Source organism: Cryobacterium sp. Hz7 (assembly GCF_004402815.1).
Taxonomy (GTDB): domain Bacteria; phylum Actinomycetota; class Actinomycetes; order Actinomycetales; family Microbacteriaceae; genus Cryobacterium; species Cryobacterium sandaracinum.
In genome coordinates this window covers 222,786-241,250 of sequence record NZ_SOFB01000053.1, presented here as the reverse complement: position 1 = coordinate 241,250, position 18,465 = coordinate 222,786, and the positions used below count along the sequence as shown (strand labels likewise).

The 18,465-nt window shown below is 66.8% G+C and carries 17 protein-coding genes and 1 pseudogene; 10 read left to right on the top strand and 8 right to left on the bottom strand.

Annotation, left to right across the window (positions count from 1 at the left end; genetic code table 11):
* Positions 1-80: 80 nt before the first annotated feature.
* Positions 81-434: pseudogene (locus tag E3N86_RS17485) on the top strand (arsenic resistance protein); the annotation flags it as partial.
* Here E3N86_RS17485 and E3N86_RS17480 read toward each other — a convergent pair.
* The gene (locus E3N86_RS17480; protein WP_241986155.1) at positions 351-548 is read right to left on the bottom strand and encodes a hypothetical protein; all 198 of its coding nucleotides are present in this window, start codon (positions 546-548) and stop codon (positions 351-353) included. The pseudogene E3N86_RS17485 and the gene E3N86_RS17480 sit on opposite strands and share 84 nt — an antisense overlap.
* Before the next feature lie 25 nt (positions 549-573).
* On the opposite strand from E3N86_RS17480, the gene E3N86_RS17475 reads away from it, so the two are divergent.
* The 3 genes from E3N86_RS17475 to E3N86_RS13800 all read left to right on the top strand — a co-directional run bounded on the left by E3N86_RS17475 (position 574) and on the right by E3N86_RS13800 (position 3,228).
* Complete coding sequence (locus E3N86_RS17475; protein WP_241986146.1) at positions 574-864, top strand: hypothetical protein; 291 nt, start codon at positions 574-576, stop codon at positions 862-864.
* Positions 865-1,273: 409 nt separating this feature from the next.
* Entirely contained in the window at positions 1,274-2,755 is a 1,482-nt protein-coding gene (locus tag E3N86_RS13805; RefSeq protein ID WP_134512159.1) for an NAD(P)/FAD-dependent oxidoreductase, read from the top strand.
* Positions 2,756-2,763: 8 nt separating this feature from the next.
* Positions 2,764-3,228: an SRPBCC family protein gene (locus E3N86_RS13800; RefSeq protein ID WP_174843022.1), complete on the top strand. Its 465-nt coding sequence runs from the start codon at positions 2,764-2,766 to the stop codon at positions 3,226-3,228.
* Positions 3,229-4,084: 856 nt separating this feature from the next.
* On the opposite strand, the gene E3N86_RS13790 is transcribed toward E3N86_RS13800, so the two are convergent.
* Complete coding sequence (locus E3N86_RS13790; RefSeq protein ID WP_134512157.1) at positions 4,085-4,285, bottom strand: hypothetical protein; 201 nt, start codon at positions 4,283-4,285, stop codon at positions 4,085-4,087.
* Positions 4,286-4,738: 453 nt separating this feature from the next.
* Between E3N86_RS13790 and E3N86_RS13785 the strand changes: the two genes are divergently transcribed.
* From E3N86_RS13785 to E3N86_RS13765, 5 genes are all read left to right on the top strand, one after another.
* Complete coding sequence (locus E3N86_RS13785) at positions 4,739-5,062, top strand: zf-TFIIB domain-containing protein (protein ID WP_104102983.1); 324 nt, start codon at positions 4,739-4,741, stop codon at positions 5,060-5,062.
* 132 nt (positions 5,063-5,194) lie between these two features.
* Positions 5,195-6,376, top strand: coding sequence for a DUF2092 domain-containing protein (locus E3N86_RS13780; protein ID WP_134512156.1), 1,182 nt, complete (start codon positions 5,195-5,197; stop codon positions 6,374-6,376).
* A 10-nt stretch (positions 6,377-6,386) separates the two neighbouring features.
* Positions 6,387-7,370, top strand: coding sequence for an ABC transporter ATP-binding protein (locus E3N86_RS13775; protein ID WP_233191527.1), 984 nt, complete (start codon positions 6,387-6,389; stop codon positions 7,368-7,370).
* The gene (locus tag E3N86_RS13770; RefSeq protein WP_104102992.1) at positions 7,357-8,238 is read left to right on the top strand and encodes an ABC transporter permease; all 882 of its coding nucleotides are present in this window, start codon (positions 7,357-7,359) and stop codon (positions 8,236-8,238) included. The genes E3N86_RS13775 and E3N86_RS13770 overlap by 14 nt, the downstream gene beginning before the upstream one ends.
* A 273-nt stretch (positions 8,239-8,511) precedes the next feature.
* Positions 8,512-9,999 (top strand): amino acid permease, encoded by a 1,488-nt coding sequence (locus E3N86_RS13765; RefSeq protein ID WP_104171661.1) that lies wholly within the window; start codon positions 8,512-8,514, stop codon positions 9,997-9,999.
* Here the strand turns inward: E3N86_RS13765 and E3N86_RS13760 are convergent.
* Positions 9,996-11,222 (bottom strand): CdaR family transcriptional regulator, encoded by a 1,227-nt coding sequence (locus E3N86_RS13760; protein WP_134512154.1) that lies wholly within the window; start codon positions 11,220-11,222, stop codon positions 9,996-9,998. The genes E3N86_RS13765 and E3N86_RS13760 overlap by 4 nt on opposite strands.
* A 357-nt stretch (positions 11,223-11,579) precedes the next feature.
* Here E3N86_RS13760 and ald point away from each other — a divergent pair, with 357 nt between their 5' ends.
* Positions 11,580-12,698, top strand: coding sequence for an alanine dehydrogenase (ald, locus tag E3N86_RS13755; RefSeq protein ID WP_134371639.1), 1,119 nt, complete (start codon positions 11,580-11,582; stop codon positions 12,696-12,698).
* 258 nt (positions 12,699-12,956) lie between these two features.
* On the opposite strand, the gene E3N86_RS13750 is transcribed toward ald, so the two are convergent.
* The 5 genes from E3N86_RS13750 to E3N86_RS13730 all read right to left on the bottom strand — a co-directional run bounded on the left by E3N86_RS13750 (position 12,957) and on the right by E3N86_RS13730 (position 18,433).
* A complete protein-coding gene (locus E3N86_RS13750; RefSeq protein ID WP_134400741.1) occupies positions 12,957-13,646 on the bottom strand; it encodes a TetR/AcrR family transcriptional regulator in 690 nt (229 codons plus the stop codon).
* A complete protein-coding gene (locus E3N86_RS13745; protein ID WP_104103007.1) occupies positions 13,639-14,940 on the bottom strand; it encodes an ABC transporter permease in 1,302 nt (433 codons plus the stop codon). The genes E3N86_RS13750 and E3N86_RS13745 overlap by 8 nt, the downstream gene beginning before the upstream one ends.
* Positions 14,937-15,659: an ABC transporter ATP-binding protein gene (locus E3N86_RS13740; protein WP_134371635.1), complete on the bottom strand. Its 723-nt coding sequence runs from the start codon at positions 15,657-15,659 to the stop codon at positions 14,937-14,939. Before E3N86_RS13740 ends, E3N86_RS13745 begins: the two co-directional genes overlap by 4 nt.
* Before the next feature lie 194 nt (positions 15,660-15,853).
* The gene (locus E3N86_RS13735) at positions 15,854-17,524 is read right to left on the bottom strand and encodes a hypothetical protein (RefSeq protein ID WP_134512153.1); all 1,671 of its coding nucleotides are present in this window, start codon (positions 17,522-17,524) and stop codon (positions 15,854-15,856) included.
* A gap of 270 nt (positions 17,525-17,794) precedes the next feature.
* Complete coding sequence (locus tag E3N86_RS13730; RefSeq protein WP_104103016.1) at positions 17,795-18,433, bottom strand: MBL fold metallo-hydrolase; 639 nt, start codon at positions 18,431-18,433, stop codon at positions 17,795-17,797.
* Positions 18,434-18,465 lie beyond the last annotated feature (32 nt).

Here is an 18,465-nt window from a genome sequence, read left to right as displayed (position 1 = left end):
GTGGATCCTTCTTCGCTCACCGACGGGAGCCGGACATCGGCCCATCCGACGCGAGGGTAAGGGCGTTGTGCGTATACACGATGGCGGGACCCGTGCGGTGGATGGAGCGCCGGCGGATTGTGGACATCCGTTTTCTGGGCACCGCGATTGCCGTCGACTTCATCGTCGTTCCGGTGGTCGCGTTCGGCCCGTCACGATTCGTTGCCGGCGCCCGGGCACTGCTCCTCGGTGCCCCGCTCGTGCTGCTGACTCCGTGTGTCGACTATGTGATCGGGTTCACCGGTCTGGCCGGCGGGGCACGTGAACGACTCCTGGCGGCCACACCTCTGCTGATGCTTCTGCAGATTGTTCTACTTCCCATCTACCTGCTGCTGTTCGCCGGCCCGAACACCGTCTCGATGATCGAGATCGAGCCGTTCCTCGAGGCGTTCCTTTTCCTGATCGTGATTCCCCTGCTGGCTGCGGTCACGGTTCAATGGGTTGGCCGTCGGCATCGGTTCGGCCGGGCAATCGAAGCTGAGCAGATCCCAGATCGCGGCGGTAAGCACGCGGATAGCCTCGCTTCTGCTGGTGGTGCCGCTGTACATCGCGTTCCCGGTCATCATGGTCGTCGTCGGGTTGTCAGCGAGTCGACTCGCACGCCCGGACGTGCCGGCGACCCGCGCGCTCGTCTTCAGCGGGTCCACCCGCAATTCCCTGGTGGTGCTCCCTCTGGCGCTTGCGCTCGCGGAGTCTCTGTCCGTGGCCGCACTGGCCGTGGTGACCCAGACCCTCGTGGAGCTGGTCGTCATGGTGATCCTCGTGCGTCTCGTACCTCGGCTCACCGGCCAGCGTCGAGCCGCCGACAAAATCGCACATCGATGACGGATGTGGCGGCGCATCCAGTGCCGCCTTCGGTCTATGAGAGGCCTTTCACTCTGTGTACGGCACGCGCGAGGATGTGACCAGAAACGCACCGAAGACCCCTTGGCGTGAACAGAGTTGGCCCGTATTCGTCCGTGCCAGCGCGTGCACTTGCCACATCAAAACCGCGGAAATCCGCGGCATTTTGCCCCTGTAGCGGGTGGGCCGCACGGCCGAGACTACTGTCAGTTGTTTGGGTTCGAGTCCAGGCACCTCAGCACTACCGTGAGTTTTTATGAAAACCTGAGATTTGCGTATTTCCAGTCACACTGTTCGCACCGGGGACACTCAATCGCTGTCGTCGGCACGGTGTCTGTGAACGACGTCAGGGCACTAGGGAAGACTCTTCCCATGACGAGTGGAGAGTGACATGGTGACTGCGCGCCGAGGAGTGCCGGAAGTTGATGCGATCGTGGTCGGCTCCGGGCCCAACGGCCTCGCCGCCGCGGTCATCCTCGCCCGGGCCGGATTCTCTGTGCGCGTCTACGAGAAGTCCGCCGGCGTCGGTGGCGGCGCCGCGACCGCAGAACTGACCTTGCCGGGCTTCCACCACGATGTCTGCTCCGCCGTGCACCCACTCGCGCTGGCTTCGGAGTTCTTTCAACGATTCGGGCTCGCGGATCGGATCGAACTGGCAATTCCCGAGGTTTCCTACGGCCACCCGCTGCCGGGCGGTACCGCCGGCCTCGCCTACCGCAGCTTGACGCGCACCGTCGCCGAACTGGGCAGGGACGGCGCGGCCTGGAATCGGTTGTTTGCGCCCCTCGTGGCGCATGCCGAGCAGGTCGCTCAGTTCACCGGTGCGCAGCTCCTGCGACTGCCGAAGCATCCGGTCACCGCGCTGCGCTTCGGCTTACGCTCCCTCGAACAGGGCAGCCCGCTCTGGGGCCTGCGCTTCTCGGGCGAAGCCGCGCCTGCCCTGCTCTCCGGCGTCAGCGCCCATACGATCAGGTCGATGCCGAGCATCGTCACAGCCGGTGCGGGCCTCACCCTCGCCACGTATGCGCACGCGGGCGGCTGGCCGATACCGGTCGGCGGCAGCGGCGCGATCGTGACCGCGCTGGTCGACGATCTGCTCGCTCATGGCGGTGAGATCGTCACGTCGACCGAGGTGCGGCGGCTGAGCGAACTGCCGCCGGCCCGCGTGGTGATGCTTGACCTGACGCCGCGTGCGCTCCTGCGACTCGCCGAGGGCGAGCTTCCCGGCGCCTACGCGCGACGGTTGCGCGCCTTCCGGTACGGAAACGGCGTCGCCAAGGTCGACTTCGCGCTTTCGGGTCCGGTGCCCTGGCAGGCTGCCGGGGTGCGGGCGGCTGGCACCGTGCACGTGGGCGGCACTCGGGCTCAGATCCGGCGAGCCGAGAACACCGTTGCGCGTGGCGGACACGCCGAGGAGCCGTATGTTCTCGTGTCCCAGCCCAGCCGCACCGACCCCAGTCGCGCGCCGGCCGGTCAGCACACTCTTTGGGCGTACACCCATGTTCCGCGCGGCTCAACCATCGACCAGACCGAAGCGATCGTGCGCCAGATCGAGCGCTATGCCCCGGGTTTCCGTGACACGATCCTGGCCAGCGCCGGTCGCACCGCGACGGAGATGGAACAGCTCAATCCCAACTACGTCGGCGGTGACATCTCGGCCGGCGAGGTGAGTCTGACCCAACTCGTGCGCCGCCCGGTACTGTCCACTGACCCTTGGCGCACCCCCCTGAGCGGCGTGTACCTGTGCTCGTCATCCACACCGCCGGGCCCCGGCGTGCACGGCCTGGCCGGCTGGTACGCGGCTCTGAGCGCTCTTCGACACGACCTCGGGGTGCGCACAGCCCCCGATCTTTCTCCGACTAACCAGAAATAGGTGACACAGTGGCCGTGACCTACCGCACCATGAGCTGTCCGCCCGAGAACGTTTTCGCCGTCCTCGCTGACGTCTGGCTGTACCCGAGCTGGATCGTCGCAGCCTCCCGCATGCGGGCTGTCGATGCGGCCTGGCCGACAGCCGGAAGCTCCATCCATCACTCGGTGGGCGTCTGGCCGGCTCTGATCGACGACTCCACCTCCGCTCTGGAGTGGGAATCACCTGGGCACGCGTTGTTCACGGCCCGTGGCTGGCCGATCGGGAAGTCCCACGTGGCCCTCGATGTGAAGGCACGAGGTGGCGGATGCGTCGTGCGCATCACCGAGGACGCCACCGCCGGCCCCGGCCGGTTCGTGCCCTCCTTCCTGCGCGACCCGGCCATTAGTATGCGAAACGTGGAGACTTTGCGCCGGCTCGCTTTCCGGGCCGAGGGCGGTGCCGAGAGGGGCCCGAGAGCGCTCACCGACGCGTGACCACCCGCGGTACCGCGGCCATGATTGAGATGACCCAGTCCCAGTCCCAGCACGCTGGAGCGGACAGGAACAGCCGGGTCACGGGTCCCTCGGCCAGCAGATTACCCAATGAGGTGTCTGCGGCATGTCCCTCGGATGGGACGGGCCAACATATTATTGACGGCACTGCCGCGGCCGCGGTGAAGAGAGTCGTGCCGTTCCATAAGCACCTGGAAAGACCACAATGTCAAACGTCATCAATCATCTGCCGGCGCAGTCCCGTATGAGCGCAGGGAACCCGAAAAAGTGACCATTCCGAATCGTTTAGACGCCGATGAGTACGACCGGCCTCGACACAAGAAGTCCGAATCCGTGTCCGATCCCGCCGCGCAATCGGGGAAGTAGATCGTGTTCCTTCTCTTCGGCACGCGTGCGCATCGTGCCGTAATAAATGTTGTCTCGTTTGTGTGCGGATATTGTGGGATTTTGGCCCAGCAGCGGGTGGTGAAAAAGTCGACGAAGTCTACGCTGTTCTTAGTGCCATTGTTTCCCCTTGCCAGGTCGTACGCCAACGAGTGCACCAACTGCGGTGGCACCACACGACTCACCGCCACCCAGGTTCGGCACTCATTGGATTGGGCGACATCACGGGCCGCAGAAGACTAGGAAAGTTCGAAACAGCGAATAGTTGTCTGCCCTGAGCCCGTGCCGCTGCGCACTGGCAGATCACACGGACGCGGTCATCGTCGACGGACAGGCCGGGTTCGGAGAGCAACGCCCGAAGTCCTTCGGGAAATGGTTCGATTGAGTCGACCGCATTGCAATGGTGGTCCGTCTATTCGCTGCTTTTGGTTCGTCGCGGATGGCACGTCGACTGTCAGGCCGAGGGGGAGAAGGCGTCGAGGGAGTGACGTGCGATCGGGTTGCAGTCGAGGGCGTTGCTGAGATCTTCTGGTGCCGCAGGCGCGTCGATATCCCTCATCGTGTTCCACGCCCCGGTCGCAGTGGCGACGTCGACCAGCTGAAGGGTGTGGTGGTCGTCGATCTCTCGCCGTTGGCCATCGCTCCATCCGAACACGTCAAGGTGGTCGAAGACGACTTCGTCGTTGATGGATCGTCCGGGCGCGGCCTTGAGGATGGTGACCAGCCAGACGGGGCTCTGCCGGGCGTAATATCCGGTCTTCGCGTCGGCCAGTCCGACTGAACACGAGCGCGACGGCGGTAGAGAGGCTGTTCATCATCCGCGGAGCGCCGAGTTCGGTCTCGAACCAATTCGACGGAGATTCTCGTGTGAAACTGCATTTCGTCGGATTCTCGGCAAATTTTGGCAAAGTCTCCGTCGAATTCGTTCAGGACGGAGTTGTCCATCCGTGAAACCGTTACCGCCGAAAGCGATTGGTGCGCACTCCCCTCACACCACCGCGAGCGCCCGTGAACATCCATAGGGACGATTTCTGTCATCCGACGACTCTCAGGATCAGTCCGGTCGGGCGTCTAGGATCGAAAGTCCACGACGTCCTGGAGGAATCTTATGAAGTGCCCAAATGACTCAACCACCCTCGTGATGAGCGAACGCAGTGGTGTGGAAATCGACTACTGCCCCGAATGCCGCGGCGTGTGGCTGGACCGCGGCGAACTCGACAAGATCCTCGACCGCGTGGAAAAGGAAGCCGCCCAGGCAGCGCCGGTCCCACCGGTCGCCGGGGCACCGGTTCAGCCGTATCCGGACACCCGCAACCGCGCGCAGTACGGCGAGCGCGACCGGAGTTATGACGACCGAGACCGTGGCTACGACAATCGTGACGGGTACCGTCCCAAGAAAAAGGAGAACTGGCTCGGCGAACTCTTCGGTTAGACGTTAGCGGGCTCACCCGCTCACGGCTCGGCGTCTCTATTTGTGAGCAACCTCCCAGCGGGATTCCGAGCCGACTGTCAGAGCCCCGGCGTAGCATCAGGATATGAATCGTTTCGGAACAGGTCGTTGATCATGTCACGCAATTCAACCAAGTGGCTTCCCGCCATCGTCGTTCCGGTTGTCATCGCCGCCGGTGTGATTGCTGTACCTCTGCAGGCCGGTGCAGCCGTCGATCTGCCCGACAAAACGCCCGAGCAAGTGCTACTCATGGTCAGTGACAGCACCATCAATGCGTTCTCCGGCACCGTCGAGAAAACAGCCGAGCTGGGACTACCCGACATCGACCTGAGCGCCGGCATGTCCGAGTCCATGAGCGACTCGATGGCCGAATCCGCACCGGAAGGTACGACCGAACCGGGGGCGGCGGCCACCGGAGCGCTCGCCTCCGTGATGGAACTCTTCAGCGGCTCGCACACGGCCCGCATTTATGTGGACGGCAGTGACTCCGACGGTCCCGCGAAAGCCCGCGTGCAGATCCAGGACCGCATGGCCGAACGCAACGTGGTGAGTAACGGTACGGATGTATGGACCTACGACTCCGAGACCAACACCGCCAGCCACCTGACCATCCCCGCCGACGCCCGGGCCATCGCCGAGGCGAAGTTCGCCGAAATAGTTGACTCTGCCCCGGCCGGCCTGTCGACGCCCTCGCAGGTTGCCGAGCGCTTTTTGAGTGAGATCGACCCGAGCACCACCGTCTCGGTCGGCACCGACGGCACCGTGGCCGGTCGCACGGCCTATGAGCTGGTGCTCACCCCCAAGACCACACGGACCCTGGTCGAATCGGTGTCGATCTCGGTCGACTCTGAGACGGGGGTGCCGCTGCAAGTCACCGTGCGCGCCGACGGCCAGGAAGACCCCGCTCTTCAGGTCGGCTTCACCGCCGTCGACTTCAGCACCCCGTCCGCCGATTTGTTCGACTTCAGCCCGCCAGCCGGCACCACCGTCGAAGAGGTCGCCCTTCCGGACATGCCCGAGATGACCGAGATGCCCGCCGACCAGGCCAAGCCTGAGATTCCGGCTGAGAAGCTTCCCCTCGTGACGGGAAGCGGCTGGGACGCCATCGTCGAAGTGCCCGCGGCATCCGTTCCGTCCGAACTCAGCGCCAACCCGCTTATGTCGGAACTGGCGACCGCGGTCGATGGTGGGCGACTATTCTCAACAGCCCTGGTCAACGTGTTTCTCGCCGATGACGGCCGTGTCTTCGCCGGATCCGTTCCGGTGGAGATGCTCCGGGCCGCCGCCGCCCAGTGATCACGACACAGTGACAGCCGCAACCCCGGCTCCCGATCTCGCGATCGAGAGCCGGGGTCTCACCAAGCGCTTCGGCGAGCAGATCGCCGTGAACGAGATCGACCTGGCCGTCCCGCGCGGAGCGGTCTTCGGATTCCTCGGGCCGAACGGCTCCGGTAAGACCACCAGCATCCGCATGCTGCTCGGCCTAACCCAGGCCAGCAGTGGGCAGATCAGCGTGCTGGGGCAGAGCATGCCCGACAGTCTGCACGCGGTGCTGCCGCGCGTGGGCGCCCTCGTGGAGGGACCGGCGTTCTACCCATTCCTCTCCGGAGCCGCCAACCTGCGCCGGCTCGACACCGCCGACCGCAACGCGCCGTCTAGCACGCGAGGCGCCCGGGTCGAGCAGGCGCTGGCGCGCGTGGGCCTGACCCACGCCGCCGGCAAGAAGGTAGCTGCCTACTCGCTGGGCATGAAACAGCGGCTCGGCATCGCCAACGCGCTTCTGCAGCCGCGCGAGCTGCTCGTGCTCGACGAACCCACGAACGGGCTCGACCCGCAGGGCACCCGCGAGGTGCGCAGCCTGGTGCGGTCGCTCGCGGCCGAGGGCACCACGGTCTTCGTCTCGAGCCACCTGCTCGCCGAGGTGGAGCAGATGTGCACTCACGCCGCGGTGATGAGCGGCGGCAACCTCGTGGCCCAGGGCACGCTGGCCGACCTGCGCCACGTGGGCCAGACGCGGGTCCGCGTGCGCACACCGGATGCCGCCGCGGCCGCAGCCGTGCTGACCGGCCTCGGTCTGGCACCCGTGCACAGCGACGTGCCCGAGCAGGACCCCTGGGTCGCGGCTCCGCTGCCCCGAGAAATGTCGGTCGACCTGACCGGGCAGCCGGAGTCCATCGTCACGGCTCTCGTCGCCGGTGGCGTGCGCGTGCGCGGTTTTCTGATCGAGGAATCCAGCCTGGAAGAACGTTTCGTGGCCCTGACCGGAGAAGGTTTCGATGTCCTCCAATAGCGTGGCGAGCTCGAAGGTGTCGGGCAACGGCGTTCCGAGCAGGCGCCGATCAGCCGGACCGGCCCTGCTCGGCTCCGAGCTAACGGTGCTGTTCCGCCGCCGCCGCACCTGGGCGATGCTGGTCGCCATCGCTCTCATCCCCATCCTGCTCGCCGTCGCCGTGCGGCTTTCGTCGGAGACCTTGGCACCGGGAGAGGGCCCGCCCTTCCTGGACCGGGTCACCCAGAACGGCCTGTTCGTGGCGTTCACCGCCATGATCGTGGCCATCCCGTTGTTCCTTCCGCTCACCATCGGCGTCGTCGCCGGCGACACCATCGCGGGGGAGGCCGGGCAGGGCACCCTGCGCTACCTGCTCGTGGCCCCGGCCGGGCGTTTGCGCCTGCTACTCGTCAAGTACGCCGGCGTCGCCGTGTTCTGCCTAGCCGCGACTTTGACCCTTGCGGTGGCCGGGACCCTGATCGGGGCCGCACTGTTCCCGGTCGGGCCGGTGACACTGCTCTCGGGCGATGTGATCAGCGTGCCGGAATCGCTGCTGCGCTCCGGGCTGATCTCGCTCTACGTGACCGTCTCGCTGCTCGGCTTCGCGGCGATCGGGTTGTTCATCTCCACCCTCACCGATGTTCCCGTGGGGGCGATGGCCGCCACGGTCGTGGTGTCGGTCGTCGTGCAGATCCTCGACGTGCTCCCGCAACTGTCGTGGTTGGATCCGTGGCTCTTCAGCCACTACTGGCTGGGCTTCGCCGACCTGTTGCGGCAGCCCATGGACCTGGGCTCGTTCGGCGACAACGTGCTCCTGCAACTGGGCTACATCGCCGTGTTCGGTACCCTGGCCTACGGCCGGTTCTCCACCAAAGACATCTTGTCCTGACCCTGTGTCCGGTTGGGATCACCACGCCCGAACAGCCGACGACGTTTGGCCCGCGGATGCTCGACACCTGTCGATCAGGTCTGGCCCGCGGCCGCGGGGTGCGGGCTGGGGTGCGCCTCGGCTGCCACCCGGGTTCGGGGGACGCCCGCCCGAGGACGTAGCGTTGCTACTTCAGAACCCGAGTCGGGCCGCTTCACAACCGTGAGGCCCCAACGGGTTGACACGGTCGTCCTCTGGGTGGCTGCGTCTGTGCCGTTTTGAGGAAGAAGCCCCATGCCTGAACGCACCACCGCGGTACCCGGAACCTCACGTACCGGGGCCGCAGCCCGAGACTCGCACGCGGATCCGAGCCTTGCTCGCTCGCTGAGTCGGCGGCACATCCAGATGCTCGCCATCGGCGGCACGATCGGAACCGGGCTATTCATGGGCGCCGGCAAGACCATCTCCCTCGCCGGGCCGGCCGTGATCTTCGTCTACATGATCATCGGCTTCATGCTTTTCTTCGTGATGCGGGCCATGGGCGAGATCCTGCTGTCCAACCTGGACTACAAGTCGTTCAGCGACTTTGCCGGTGACCTGCTCGGCCCGTGGGCGAGCTTCTTCACCGGCTGGTCATATTGGGCGTTCTGGGTGGTCACCGGCGTCGCCGACATCGTGGCCATCTCCGGCTACGTCGACGTGCTGGCACCGGGCACGCCGCTGTGGATCCCCGCGCTACTCACTCCGGTTGCGCTGATCCTGCTCAACCTGCCGAGCGTCAAGGCCTTCGGTGAAGCCGAGTTCTGGTTTGCGCTGATCAAGGTCGTCGCCATCGTGGCCCTGATCGGAACCGGCCTGGTAATGATCATTACGCACTTCACCTCCCCGTCGGGTGCCGTGGCCGGCTTCGAGAACATCTGGAACGACGGCGGGATGTTTCCGCACGGCGTCGCCGGCTTCGTGCTCGGCTTCCAGATCGCCATCTTCGCCTTCGCCGGAATCGAGCTTGTCGGCACCGCGGCCGCGGAAACGAGGGACCCGGAGAAGAACTTGCCCCGGGCCATCAACACCATTCCGCTGCGGCTGCTGCTCTTCTACGTGGGTGCCCTGGTGATCATCATGTCGGTCAACCCGTGGCGCACCATCGACCAAGGCAGCAGCCCTTTCATCGGCATGTTCGCCCTCGCCGGGCTGGGGGTCGCGGCCATCGTCGTCAACCTGGTCGTGCTCACCTCCGCCGCCTCGAGTGCCAACTCCGGCATCTACTCGACCTCCCGGATGGTCTACGGCCTCGCGCAGGACGGCAATGCCCCGAAGACCTTCGGCACGCTGAGCAGCCGCAAGGTGCCGAGGAACGCCCTGCTGTTCTCCTGCATATTCCTGCTGGCCGGGCTGGTGCTGCTGTATACGGGTGATTCCTTCATGGGCGCTTTCACGCTTGTCACCTCGGTGGCATCTGTGCTGACGATGTTCGTCTGGTCCATCATCATGGTCAGCTACCTCGCCTTCCTGCGCCGCCGTCCCCACCTGCACGCCGCCTCGAAATACAGGATGCCGGGCGCTCGGTTCATGCCCTGGGTCGTGCTGGCGTTCTTCGCCTTCATGCTCTGGGCCCTGGGCCAGGCTGACGACACGCGCCTCGCGCTGGTCGTGGCCCCCGTCTGGTTTCTGGCCCTCGGCGCCGCGTGGTACGTCAACCGCAAGGCGCCGCTGCAGCAGGCCCGGATCGTGGAGTGGAAGGCCGACGTTCAAGCAGAGAAGGCCACGCTCGTCCGGCGCTAGATCCGCGGCCGCCGCGACCAGCGGTCTGCCTTCATCGCGAGGTGCAGTTCCAGCCGCACCTGGCCGCCCAGCGGGTCAGCGCCGATCAGGGTGCGGATCTTCGCCAGCCGGTTGTAGATGCTGCTGCGGTGCAGGTGCAGGGCCGCCGCGACATCCTGAACCGACCCGTCGGTGTCGTAGAGCAGTTCCAGCATCGGAAGCAACTCGTGGTTGTCGTCGAAGTCCCGCAGCTCGGCGAAGTAGACCGATTCCACGGGGGAAAGGTTGCGGCTGCTGGCCGCGAGGAACTGGTAGACGCCGATCTGGCGGAAATCGGCGATGGTGCCCAACCGGGCGTCGACGGCGGCGGCCTGCACCGCTTTGCGGGACTGGATGTAGGCATCCGGGAACCGTCTGAGATCGGTGAACACCTCGCTGAAGCCCATCAGGTCGGGGCGCTCGGGGGTGCCGCCGCGCCGGGCGAGTTCGTACCGATAGCGGTGAAGCATCTCGGTGTGTGCCACCTTGCCCGCTGAATCGCGCAGCAGCACAACCGCGTGGGTCTCGGTGCCGGCGCTGAACCGGGCCGCGTCGATGCCGACCGTAGCGTGCAGCGCCGAGATCCGCTGGAGCAGAACGCCGGCGGCGAAATCGGGCGTGGCGTCGCCGCCGTCGGCCTGCTCGACGGGGCGGGGCATCAGGGTGGCGAGATGCCACGGGCCGGTCCCATGAATCTGCGGCCAGCCCGCGATCTCCTCGATGGCGGATGTCTCCGCCTGGCAGGCCGCCAGGAATAGGGCCTCACGTTGCCGGCGGTGCTCGGATTCGGCGGTGTTGCTGTCGAGCAGGGTCTCGGCCAGCCGGTCCAGCTGGCCGCGCACGGCGGGTAGCTCACGGAGGATCGCCTCCGGGGATTCGTCGTGCGACCCCTGCATCGCCCACAGGTAGCCGACCCGGAACCCCCGCACCATCAGCGGCACACAGACGCGGCCGAGCATGCCCAGCGCGGCGTTGGCGGGGACGGCGACGGGACGGACCGCTGTGCTGATTCCGTGCTGCAACTGCCAGGCGCTGACGTCGGCGGGCACCTTCTTGCTCAACAGGAAATTGACCCGCACGCTGTCGGCGAGCGGCTGGTCCCGGCTGTACGCCAGCAGGCCTCCGTCGAGATCCTCGAGCGAGAGGGCGCGGTCAAGGCCGGCCGCGAGGTGTTCGACCAGGTCTTCGATTTCCGCGGTTCTCATTGGCTCAATGTTAGGGGGCCGGAGCAGGCCGGAAACGGACATCAGGCGACGCTTGCCGGGTTGACGCGCGACAACTGTCGAGTGACAAAGCGGTTCTTCATTTCGGTAACCGGTGCGGTCCGGAGCGAAGCCGACCGGGATCACCAGGAAAACCCCTGAACGCAAGACTTATTTATGCTGCGGTGGAGCCGTTGTCGGCATCGGTCTCCGCCGCTGGACCTCATGCCCGACGGCGGCGTGCGGTTCGGGCCGAATTGGTGGATTTAGTCTTGACCCCGCTGCGGTTCACTGTCGAAAGTGGCGCCGCAGCCCCCTGTCACAAGTTCAATTGAGCAGTACTGAGCAACGGAGTCGGCCATGATCATCGGTGTACCCAAGGAAATCAAGAACAACGAATTCCGCGTAGCCATCACAGCCTCGGGCGTGCACGAGTTCCTGGCCGCCGGTCACACCGTGTTGGTCGAAAAGGGTGCCGGCCTCGGATCGCACATCACCGACGACGAGTACCACGTGGCCGGCGCCGAGCTGGTCGACTCCGCCGACGAGATCTGGGCCCGCGCCGACATGGTGATGAAGGTTAAGGAACCGGTCGCTTCCGAGTACCAGCGCTTCCGCGAGGGTCTGATCCTCTTCACCTACCTGCACCTGGCCGCCGAGCCCGACCTCACCCGCGCCCTCGCCGAAGCCGGCGTCACCGCCATCGCCTACGAGACGGTGCAGACCGCCAACCGCGCGCTGCCGCTGCTGGCCCCGATGAGCGAGGTGGCCGGCCGACTGGCCGTGCAGGTCGGCGCGCAGTCCCTGATGGCCCCGGCCGGCGGCAAGGGCGTGCTGCTCGGCGGCGTGCCCGGGGTGCGCCCCGCGAAGGTCGTCGTGCTGGGCGCCGGCGTCGCCGGCACCAACGCGGCCGCCATGGCAATGGGCCTCGGCGCCGACGTCACGATCCTCGACATCAACATCGACCGGCTGCGCCAGCTCGACGCGCAGTACCAGGGCCGGCTGAAAACCGTCGCGTCCAACTCCTACGAGATCGAGAATGCCGTGACGGATGCCGACCTGGTCATCGGCTCCGTGCTGATCCCGGGCGCCAAGGCCCCGAAGCTGGTCACCAACGCTCTCGTGGCGCGCATGAAGTCCGGCTCTGTGCTGGTCGACATTGCCGTGGACCAGGGCGGCTGCTTCGAGGACACCCACGCGACCACGCACGAAAACCCGACCTACCGCGTTCACAACTCGATCTTTTACTGCGTCGCCAACATGCCCGGCGCCGTGCCGAACACGTCGACTTACGCGCTGACCAACGTCACCCTGCGGTACGCCCTCTCACTGGCCAACCTTGGCGTGAAGGCGGCGCTCGAGCGCGATGACGCCTTGGCCCTCGGCCTGAACGTCGCCGCCGGAGCGGTCACGAACCGTTCCGTGTCCGAAGCCCACGGCCTGCCGCTGGCCGACTGGCGCGAGCTCGTCACCGCGTAGCGCCGCGAGCGTTCCTGGCCTGCCGCCGGTCGAGCAACCGGTGGTCGGGCTCGTCGAGAAGCGGCGACCCGACGTCCGGAGGCTCCCGTTCGGCGCTCGAGCTCGTCGAGACCCGGTGCGCCACCCCGCGCTAACTTCGGAGATTTTCGCATGACGCCGCTCAGCCGGGCGCGAAAACCGGGGTTTCCCGAAAATCTCCGAGATTACGTCACGATGGATGCCCGTTGCGGGCACTGCGACGCTGCGGCGCCCGTTAGCTTAGCGGGGCGCCGGAACAGCCGTCCCCGTCAGGCGCTGCACCAGGGCGAGGGAGTGGTGCAGTAACTCGCCGGGGCTGCCGGTGAAGCCGCCGGAGAACCACTTCTGCATCGAGTAGCGCATGACACTGCCCGCGAGGGCGACGACCATTCTGGCCTCGTCGGCCAGATCGGGGGTGCCCGTCTCGGTGCGCCCCTGGACGTGGAAGCGGTCGAGGACCAGCTGCACCAGATGCTCCTCCAGCTCCGCGATGCGGGACGTCTCCCCGGTGAGGAGTTCCGGGGTGCGCTCGATCAGCACCCTGCGGCTACGGAGAAGTTCCGTGTCGGGGGAGTGGTCGGCCACGGCGGCAGCGATCATTTCGACGAGGTCGCCCAGCACGTCCCGGCCGGTGCCGTGCACGAACGCCTGGTGCTCGGCATCCGTCGGCTGAGGCGGCGCGCCGCCGAGGAACGCGCCGTCCTTCGTGCCGAAGTAGTTGAAGAAGGTGCGCGGCGAGACCACGGCCGCCTCGCAGATCATGTCGACCGTCACCCGGTCGTAGCCGTGCTCGAGCGCCAGCGAGATGGCGGCCCGCTCCAGCGCCGACTGGGTGGCCGCGCGCTTGCGGGCGCGCAGCCCCAGGTCGGCGGCGGGGCCGGCCGGACCGGGGCCGTTCGGGCCCGCACCGCTCGGGCCCGTGCTACTCATACCGCAGGGCGTCGATCGGGTTCTGCCGCGCCGCGGCCCGGGCGGGCAGGGTACCGGCCAGGAAGGCGATCAACATGACGACGCCGATGATGATGGCGATCGAACTCGGCGCGAACTGCACGACCTGAAGTCCGGGCAGGTTCTCGAACACGGTCGTAGCGAGGATGTTGCTGATCACCGAACCGACGCCCACCGCGACGAGCGCGCCCAGGGCGCTGCCCAGGAAGCCGATGAAGACGGCCTCGGTGCTGAACAGAGCGTAGACACGGCCGCCGTTCATGCCCATAGCCTTCATCAGCCCGATCTCCCGGGTGCGTTCCTGCACGCTCATCAGCAGCGTGTTGATGATGCCGAAGCCGGCGGCGATCAGCGCGATCACGGCGAAGGCGTTGAGCACGCCGATGATGACGTTGATCACGGTTTCGAACGAGCCGATCTGGTCCGCGACGGTCTGCGAGGCGTAGCCCTGGTCGGCGAGGTCGGCCTTGATCGCGACGATCTCCTCGTCGGAGGCGTCCAGGTCGAACCGGGCGGTCGCACTGGCGTAGCTCTGTGGTGCCCCGGCGGGGGTGCCGGCGAGTTCGACGTCGTGCAGCCGGTCCGTCAGCGGCTGGTTGAGGCCGGCCCCAGCGCCAAGGATGGTCTCGTTCTGCACGCCGACGATGGTGGCCGGAACCTGCTGCGGGGTGCCCGCGAAATCAGTGATGCCGATGGAGACGGTCTGGCCGATGGCCGACTCCGGGGTACTGAAGCCCAGCGCGTCGAGGTAGGTGGTCGGCAGCAGAAGCTGGTCGGTGGCGCTCTCGTTGTCCAGTTGAGCCCCGGCCGCCAGGTCGGCCGTGGTGAGGGTGGCGGGCGCGTTCACGGTCAGCTCGAACTTTCCGCTGCCGTCGTACTCGATGAAGTCGGGCGTCACCTGCACCGCCGGGTCGACGCCGAGGATGCCGCTGGTGGCCTTGATCGTGTCGAGATCGGCGTCGGTGAGCGCCTGGATGGTGCTACCGGGGCGCGAGCCGTTGCCCAGGCTGATCGTGGTGGCCTTCTCCGGGTCATACGCCGCCGGTCCGTCGCTCTCCGTCGCCGCGGCGTCGTCGGTCTTGGAGACCGTGAGCACATCCGCCGCACCGATCGCCGAGACCTGGCTGTTGATGTAGCTCGTCACCCCGGTGCCGATGCCGCTGGTGATGGTGAGCGTGAACGCGCCGATGAAGATGGCGATGACGGTCAGGCCGGTGCGGAGCTTGCTGCGAAAACTGTTCGCGATCGCGGATGTGATGATGTCGACGAATTTCATGCGCGCGCTCCCTCGGGCTTCGAGATGGCTTCAGGAGATCTGGTGATGTCCTCGATCCCGTCCCGGATGAAGATCTGGCGGTCGCAGCGGGCAGCGAGATCGATGTCGTGGGTGACGATGATGAGCGTGATGCCCTTGTCCTTATTGAGGGAGAAGAGGATGTCCTCGACGACGGCTCCGGTTGCCGTGTCGAGGTTGCCGGTCGGTTCGTCCGCGAAGATCACCTTCGGGTTGTTGACCAGGGCCCGGGCGATGACCGCGCGCTGCTTCTGCCCGCCGGAGAGGTTCATGGCCTTGTTCTTCGCCTTGTCGGCCAGCTCCAACTGCTCCAAGGCCTTCATTCCGCGCGCCCTGCGCGCCTTCGGGCTGACCCCGGCTATCTTCAGGGGGAGCACGACATTCTCGAGCACACTCGCATTGGCGGTGAGGAAGAACTGCTGGAAGACGAACCCGAAGTCCTGGTTGCGAAGCCGGTTCACCTCCTTGCCCTTGAGCTTCTTCGCATCCGTTCCCTCGACCAGCAGCGCGCCGCTGTCCGGGGCGTCCAGCAGCGCCAACAGGTGCATGAGCGTGGACTTGCCGGACCCGCTCTTGCCGACGATGGCGACGGATTCACCGGCGCGGATGTCGACGGAGACTCCCTTGAGCGCGTCGAAACGGTTCGCCCCGCTCCCATAGGACTTGCCGATGTTCTGGGCCGAGAGAACGGGAACAGTCATAGGGGCAGCATCCTTCGGGGGAGAAGTCATCGGGTCGCACGTGTGCAGAGCCATCAAAATTACAGTAGCTGCACCGATGCCGCGTCAGCTGGGTGCGCCCTGTGCAGGGGCGGTGCATCCCTTCTTTGGTTTTGGGCCGGACAAAGCGGGGCCCGGATCAGTGGATCCAGGCCCCGCGGCCTATCGGTTCTCGGTCAGCGCCCCATTCTCAGGCGGCGGACCAGCCAGACGGTTGCCCCTGCCAGGACCAATCCGATCAGGACCATGATCCCGGGAGCCGAGCGATGGAAGCTCAGCGTCTCGGCGCCATCGGCCAGCTTGCCTGAACCCGCGGCCACCTTGGCATAGCCGGCGCTCAGCTCGGCGGTGCCGGCGGCGAGCGTGTTCGCACCGTCGAGGAGCGTCCCGGATCCGTCCGACACCTTCTCGGTGCCCTCGGCCAGGGCAGTGGACCCGGTTTCGAGCGCAGTGGTGCCGGCGACCAGCGTGGACGCCCCCGCCGCGAGGGTCTGCGTGCCGTCGGTCAATGACCCGGCGCCGACCGAGATGCGGGTTGCGCCGTCGGCGAGACTCACAGCGCCAGTTGCCAGGGTCGTCGCTCCCGTGAACAACGACGAGGCGCCGGCGGCTACTCGGCTGGTGCCGCCCTGGAGGGAGCTTGCACCGGTGGAAACCACGCTGGTGCCGGCCGCAACCCGTTCGGAACCGGCGGTGAGGGCCCGCGTACCGACCTGGAGTTCCGAGGCCCCCGTCGCGACGGCACCTGTCCCCGCGGCCACCGCGGCAGCTCCGCCGGACACCTGGGCCGCGCCGGCGGCGAGGGTTGTGAGCCCGTCGCGCAGTTCTGCGGATCTCGTCTGGAGCACCGCAGTGCCCTCGCTCAGGGGCGTCAATCCGTCGCGGAGGACGGCCGAACCGTCCCGAAGGGCAACAGCCCCGGACTCAACCCCCGTGGTGCCCGTGTGCAGGCTGGAGGCGGCGGAGCTCAGCCCCTGGAGAGTGGCCAGAAGGGCGTCCGGGGTGATCGTGTCCGCCTCGACCTGGTCGGCCAGGGTGGCGAGTGCGGCATCCAGCCTCGTGGCTCCCGCAGCGACTCTGCGGGCTCCGTCGCTGAGCTCGGTCGCCCCCAGCGCGAGGGCCTCGGCGCCGCGCCGGGCCTGGTTCGTGCCCTGGGCGGCGGATGCCGTTCCAACGGCGAGCAGGACCGAGCCGTCGCGAGCCGTCCTGGCGCCGAGGGCAGCCTGGCCGGCGCCGGTGGCCAGGGTTGCCGCACCCGCGGCAACCTGCGTTGCGCCGGCGGAGACTTTCATGGCGCCGGTCCCTGTTGTGGCGACGCCGGCGGCGAGAGTCGCCGCACCGGTCGCAGCAGCTCCGGCACCGGCGGCGAGAGCGCTCGCTCCGCTGGCGGCGGTGGCGGCGCCGGCGGACAGCGTCTCCGCGCCCCGTGCGGCCGATTCGGCGCCGAGCACCAGCCTGGTGCTGCCGCTGACGCTCGTGAGTGCTCCGTCGAGGAGGGTGCCGGCGCCGGCCGAAGCGTTCGCCGCACCTGTCGCCAGGCTGATGGCGCCCGTGTTGGCCCGGGTCGCCCCGGCCTGGAGGTCGGTCGCACCGGCGGCCGCGGCGGCCGCGCCCTCCGACAGCGTCTCGGCGCCCACGGCGAGTTGTGCCGCGCCGCCGGTGACTTTCAGGGAGCCGGTTTCCACCGTGACGGCTCCGGTGGAGAGTTCTCCGGCGCCGCTGGCCAGCCGCCCGGTGGTCAGGAAGAAGAACGTCAGCAGCATGACCAGCATGAGGCTGAGCCCGGCCACAGTGGAGCGAATGCCAATGGTGCCTGGGCGGGGTAGTGCACGGTCAGATCTCGTCATTGAGGCTCCTTGAAAGACGTGAGCAGGCATGCGGGCATGCCGGAACTCGCGTGGTGTGGTGTGCGGTGCGCGGTCAGACTCCGACGTCACGGCCGGTGGTTCACGGCCGTGCGGCACGGTGGCGCGCCGAAGTGACACGACCGTAGCAGTGGGGAGAAGCCACGAACCGAAGCCCGGAAAAGTTCGGGGCCAGGGCTAACGCATTCCGCGCTGACTATATATTGTTTGTGGGATTCCTACAGGGCTACCCCCCGAAAGGAGCGTCAAACATCACAGGTCAAGGGACTCGTTCGGCTCGAGCGGGAAGAACTCGCCGCCGTTCTGCTCGGTGGCCCACTGAATCCGGGCGTTGGACAGTTCCTTGCCACCCCGGGAGAGTCCCATTTCGTGGGTGGGGAAGGTGCGGCGCGGCTCGAGGGCCAGCACGTAGTCCATCACCTCGCTGATCTTGAGCCAGGGCGCGCCGGCCGGAACGGCGAGGGTCTGCACTGTCACGCCTTCCGGAATCGCAAACGAGTCACCGCCGTAGTAGAGCTCCTCGTCGACGAGTACGCCGAGGTTGTCGATCACCGGGATCGTTTTGTGGATGATGGCGTGCGTGCCGCCGAAGAAGCGCAGCCGAAACGGCCCGGCCTCCACGGTGTCGCCCGCGCTGACGACGGTCACGGGATAGCCGGCGGCGGCGGCCGCGACCCCGGCCGGGGCAAAGATCGCCACGTCGGGGTTCAGGGCGATGATGCGGTCCAGCTGTTCCGGGGTCCAGTGGTCGGGGTGCTCGTGGGTGAGCACGACGGCGACAGCTCGGGCGGTGTCGGTGAGCGGGCTCGTGAACGAGCCGGGATCGATGAATAACTTCTGGCCGGCCTTGTCAAGAATCAAAGCCGCGTGCTCGAGTTTCGTCAGTTTCATGGATTGAGCTAATACCCAATCCCAGAGCGCTG

Excerpts from the sequence above, each read along its gene's own strand:
- E3N86_RS13805 (WP_134512159.1), top strand. The coding sequence starts at position 1,274 with ATGGTGACTGCGCGCCGAGGAGTGCCGGAAGTTGATGCGATCGTGGTC.
- E3N86_RS13785 (WP_104102983.1), top strand. The coding sequence starts at position 4,739 with ATGAAGTGCCCAAATGACTCAACCACCCTCGTGATGAGCGAACGCAGT.
- E3N86_RS13780 (WP_134512156.1), top strand. The coding sequence starts at position 5,195 with ATGTCACGCAATTCAACCAAGTGGCTTCCCGCCATCGTCGTTCCGGTT.
- E3N86_RS13770 (WP_104102992.1), top strand. The coding sequence starts at position 7,357 with ATGTCCTCCAATAGCGTGGCGAGCTCGAAGGTGTCGGGCAACGGCGTT.
- E3N86_RS13765 (WP_104171661.1), top strand. The coding sequence starts at position 8,512 with ATGCCTGAACGCACCACCGCGGTACCCGGAACCTCACGTACCGGGGCC.
- E3N86_RS13760 (WP_134512154.1), bottom strand. The coding sequence starts at position 11,222 with ATGAGAACCGCGGAAATCGAAGACCTGGTCGAACACCTCGCGGCCGGC.
- ald (WP_134371639.1), top strand. The coding sequence starts at position 11,580 with ATGATCATCGGTGTACCCAAGGAAATCAAGAACAACGAATTCCGCGTA.
- E3N86_RS13750 (WP_134400741.1), bottom strand. The coding sequence starts at position 13,646 with ATGAGTAGCACGGGCCCGAGCGGTGCGGGCCCGAACGGCCCCGGTCCG.
- E3N86_RS13745 (WP_104103007.1), bottom strand. The coding sequence starts at position 14,940 with ATGAAATTCGTCGACATCATCACATCCGCGATCGCGAACAGTTTTCGC.
- E3N86_RS13740 (WP_134371635.1), bottom strand. The coding sequence starts at position 15,659 with ATGACTGTTCCCGTTCTCTCGGCCCAGAACATCGGCAAGTCCTATGGG.
- E3N86_RS13735 (WP_134512153.1), bottom strand. The coding sequence starts at position 17,524 with ATGACGAGATCTGACCGTGCACTACCCCGCCCAGGCACCATTGGCATT.
- E3N86_RS13730 (WP_104103016.1), bottom strand. The coding sequence starts at position 18,433 with ATGAAACTGACGAAACTCGAGCACGCGGCTTTGATTCTTGACAAGGCC.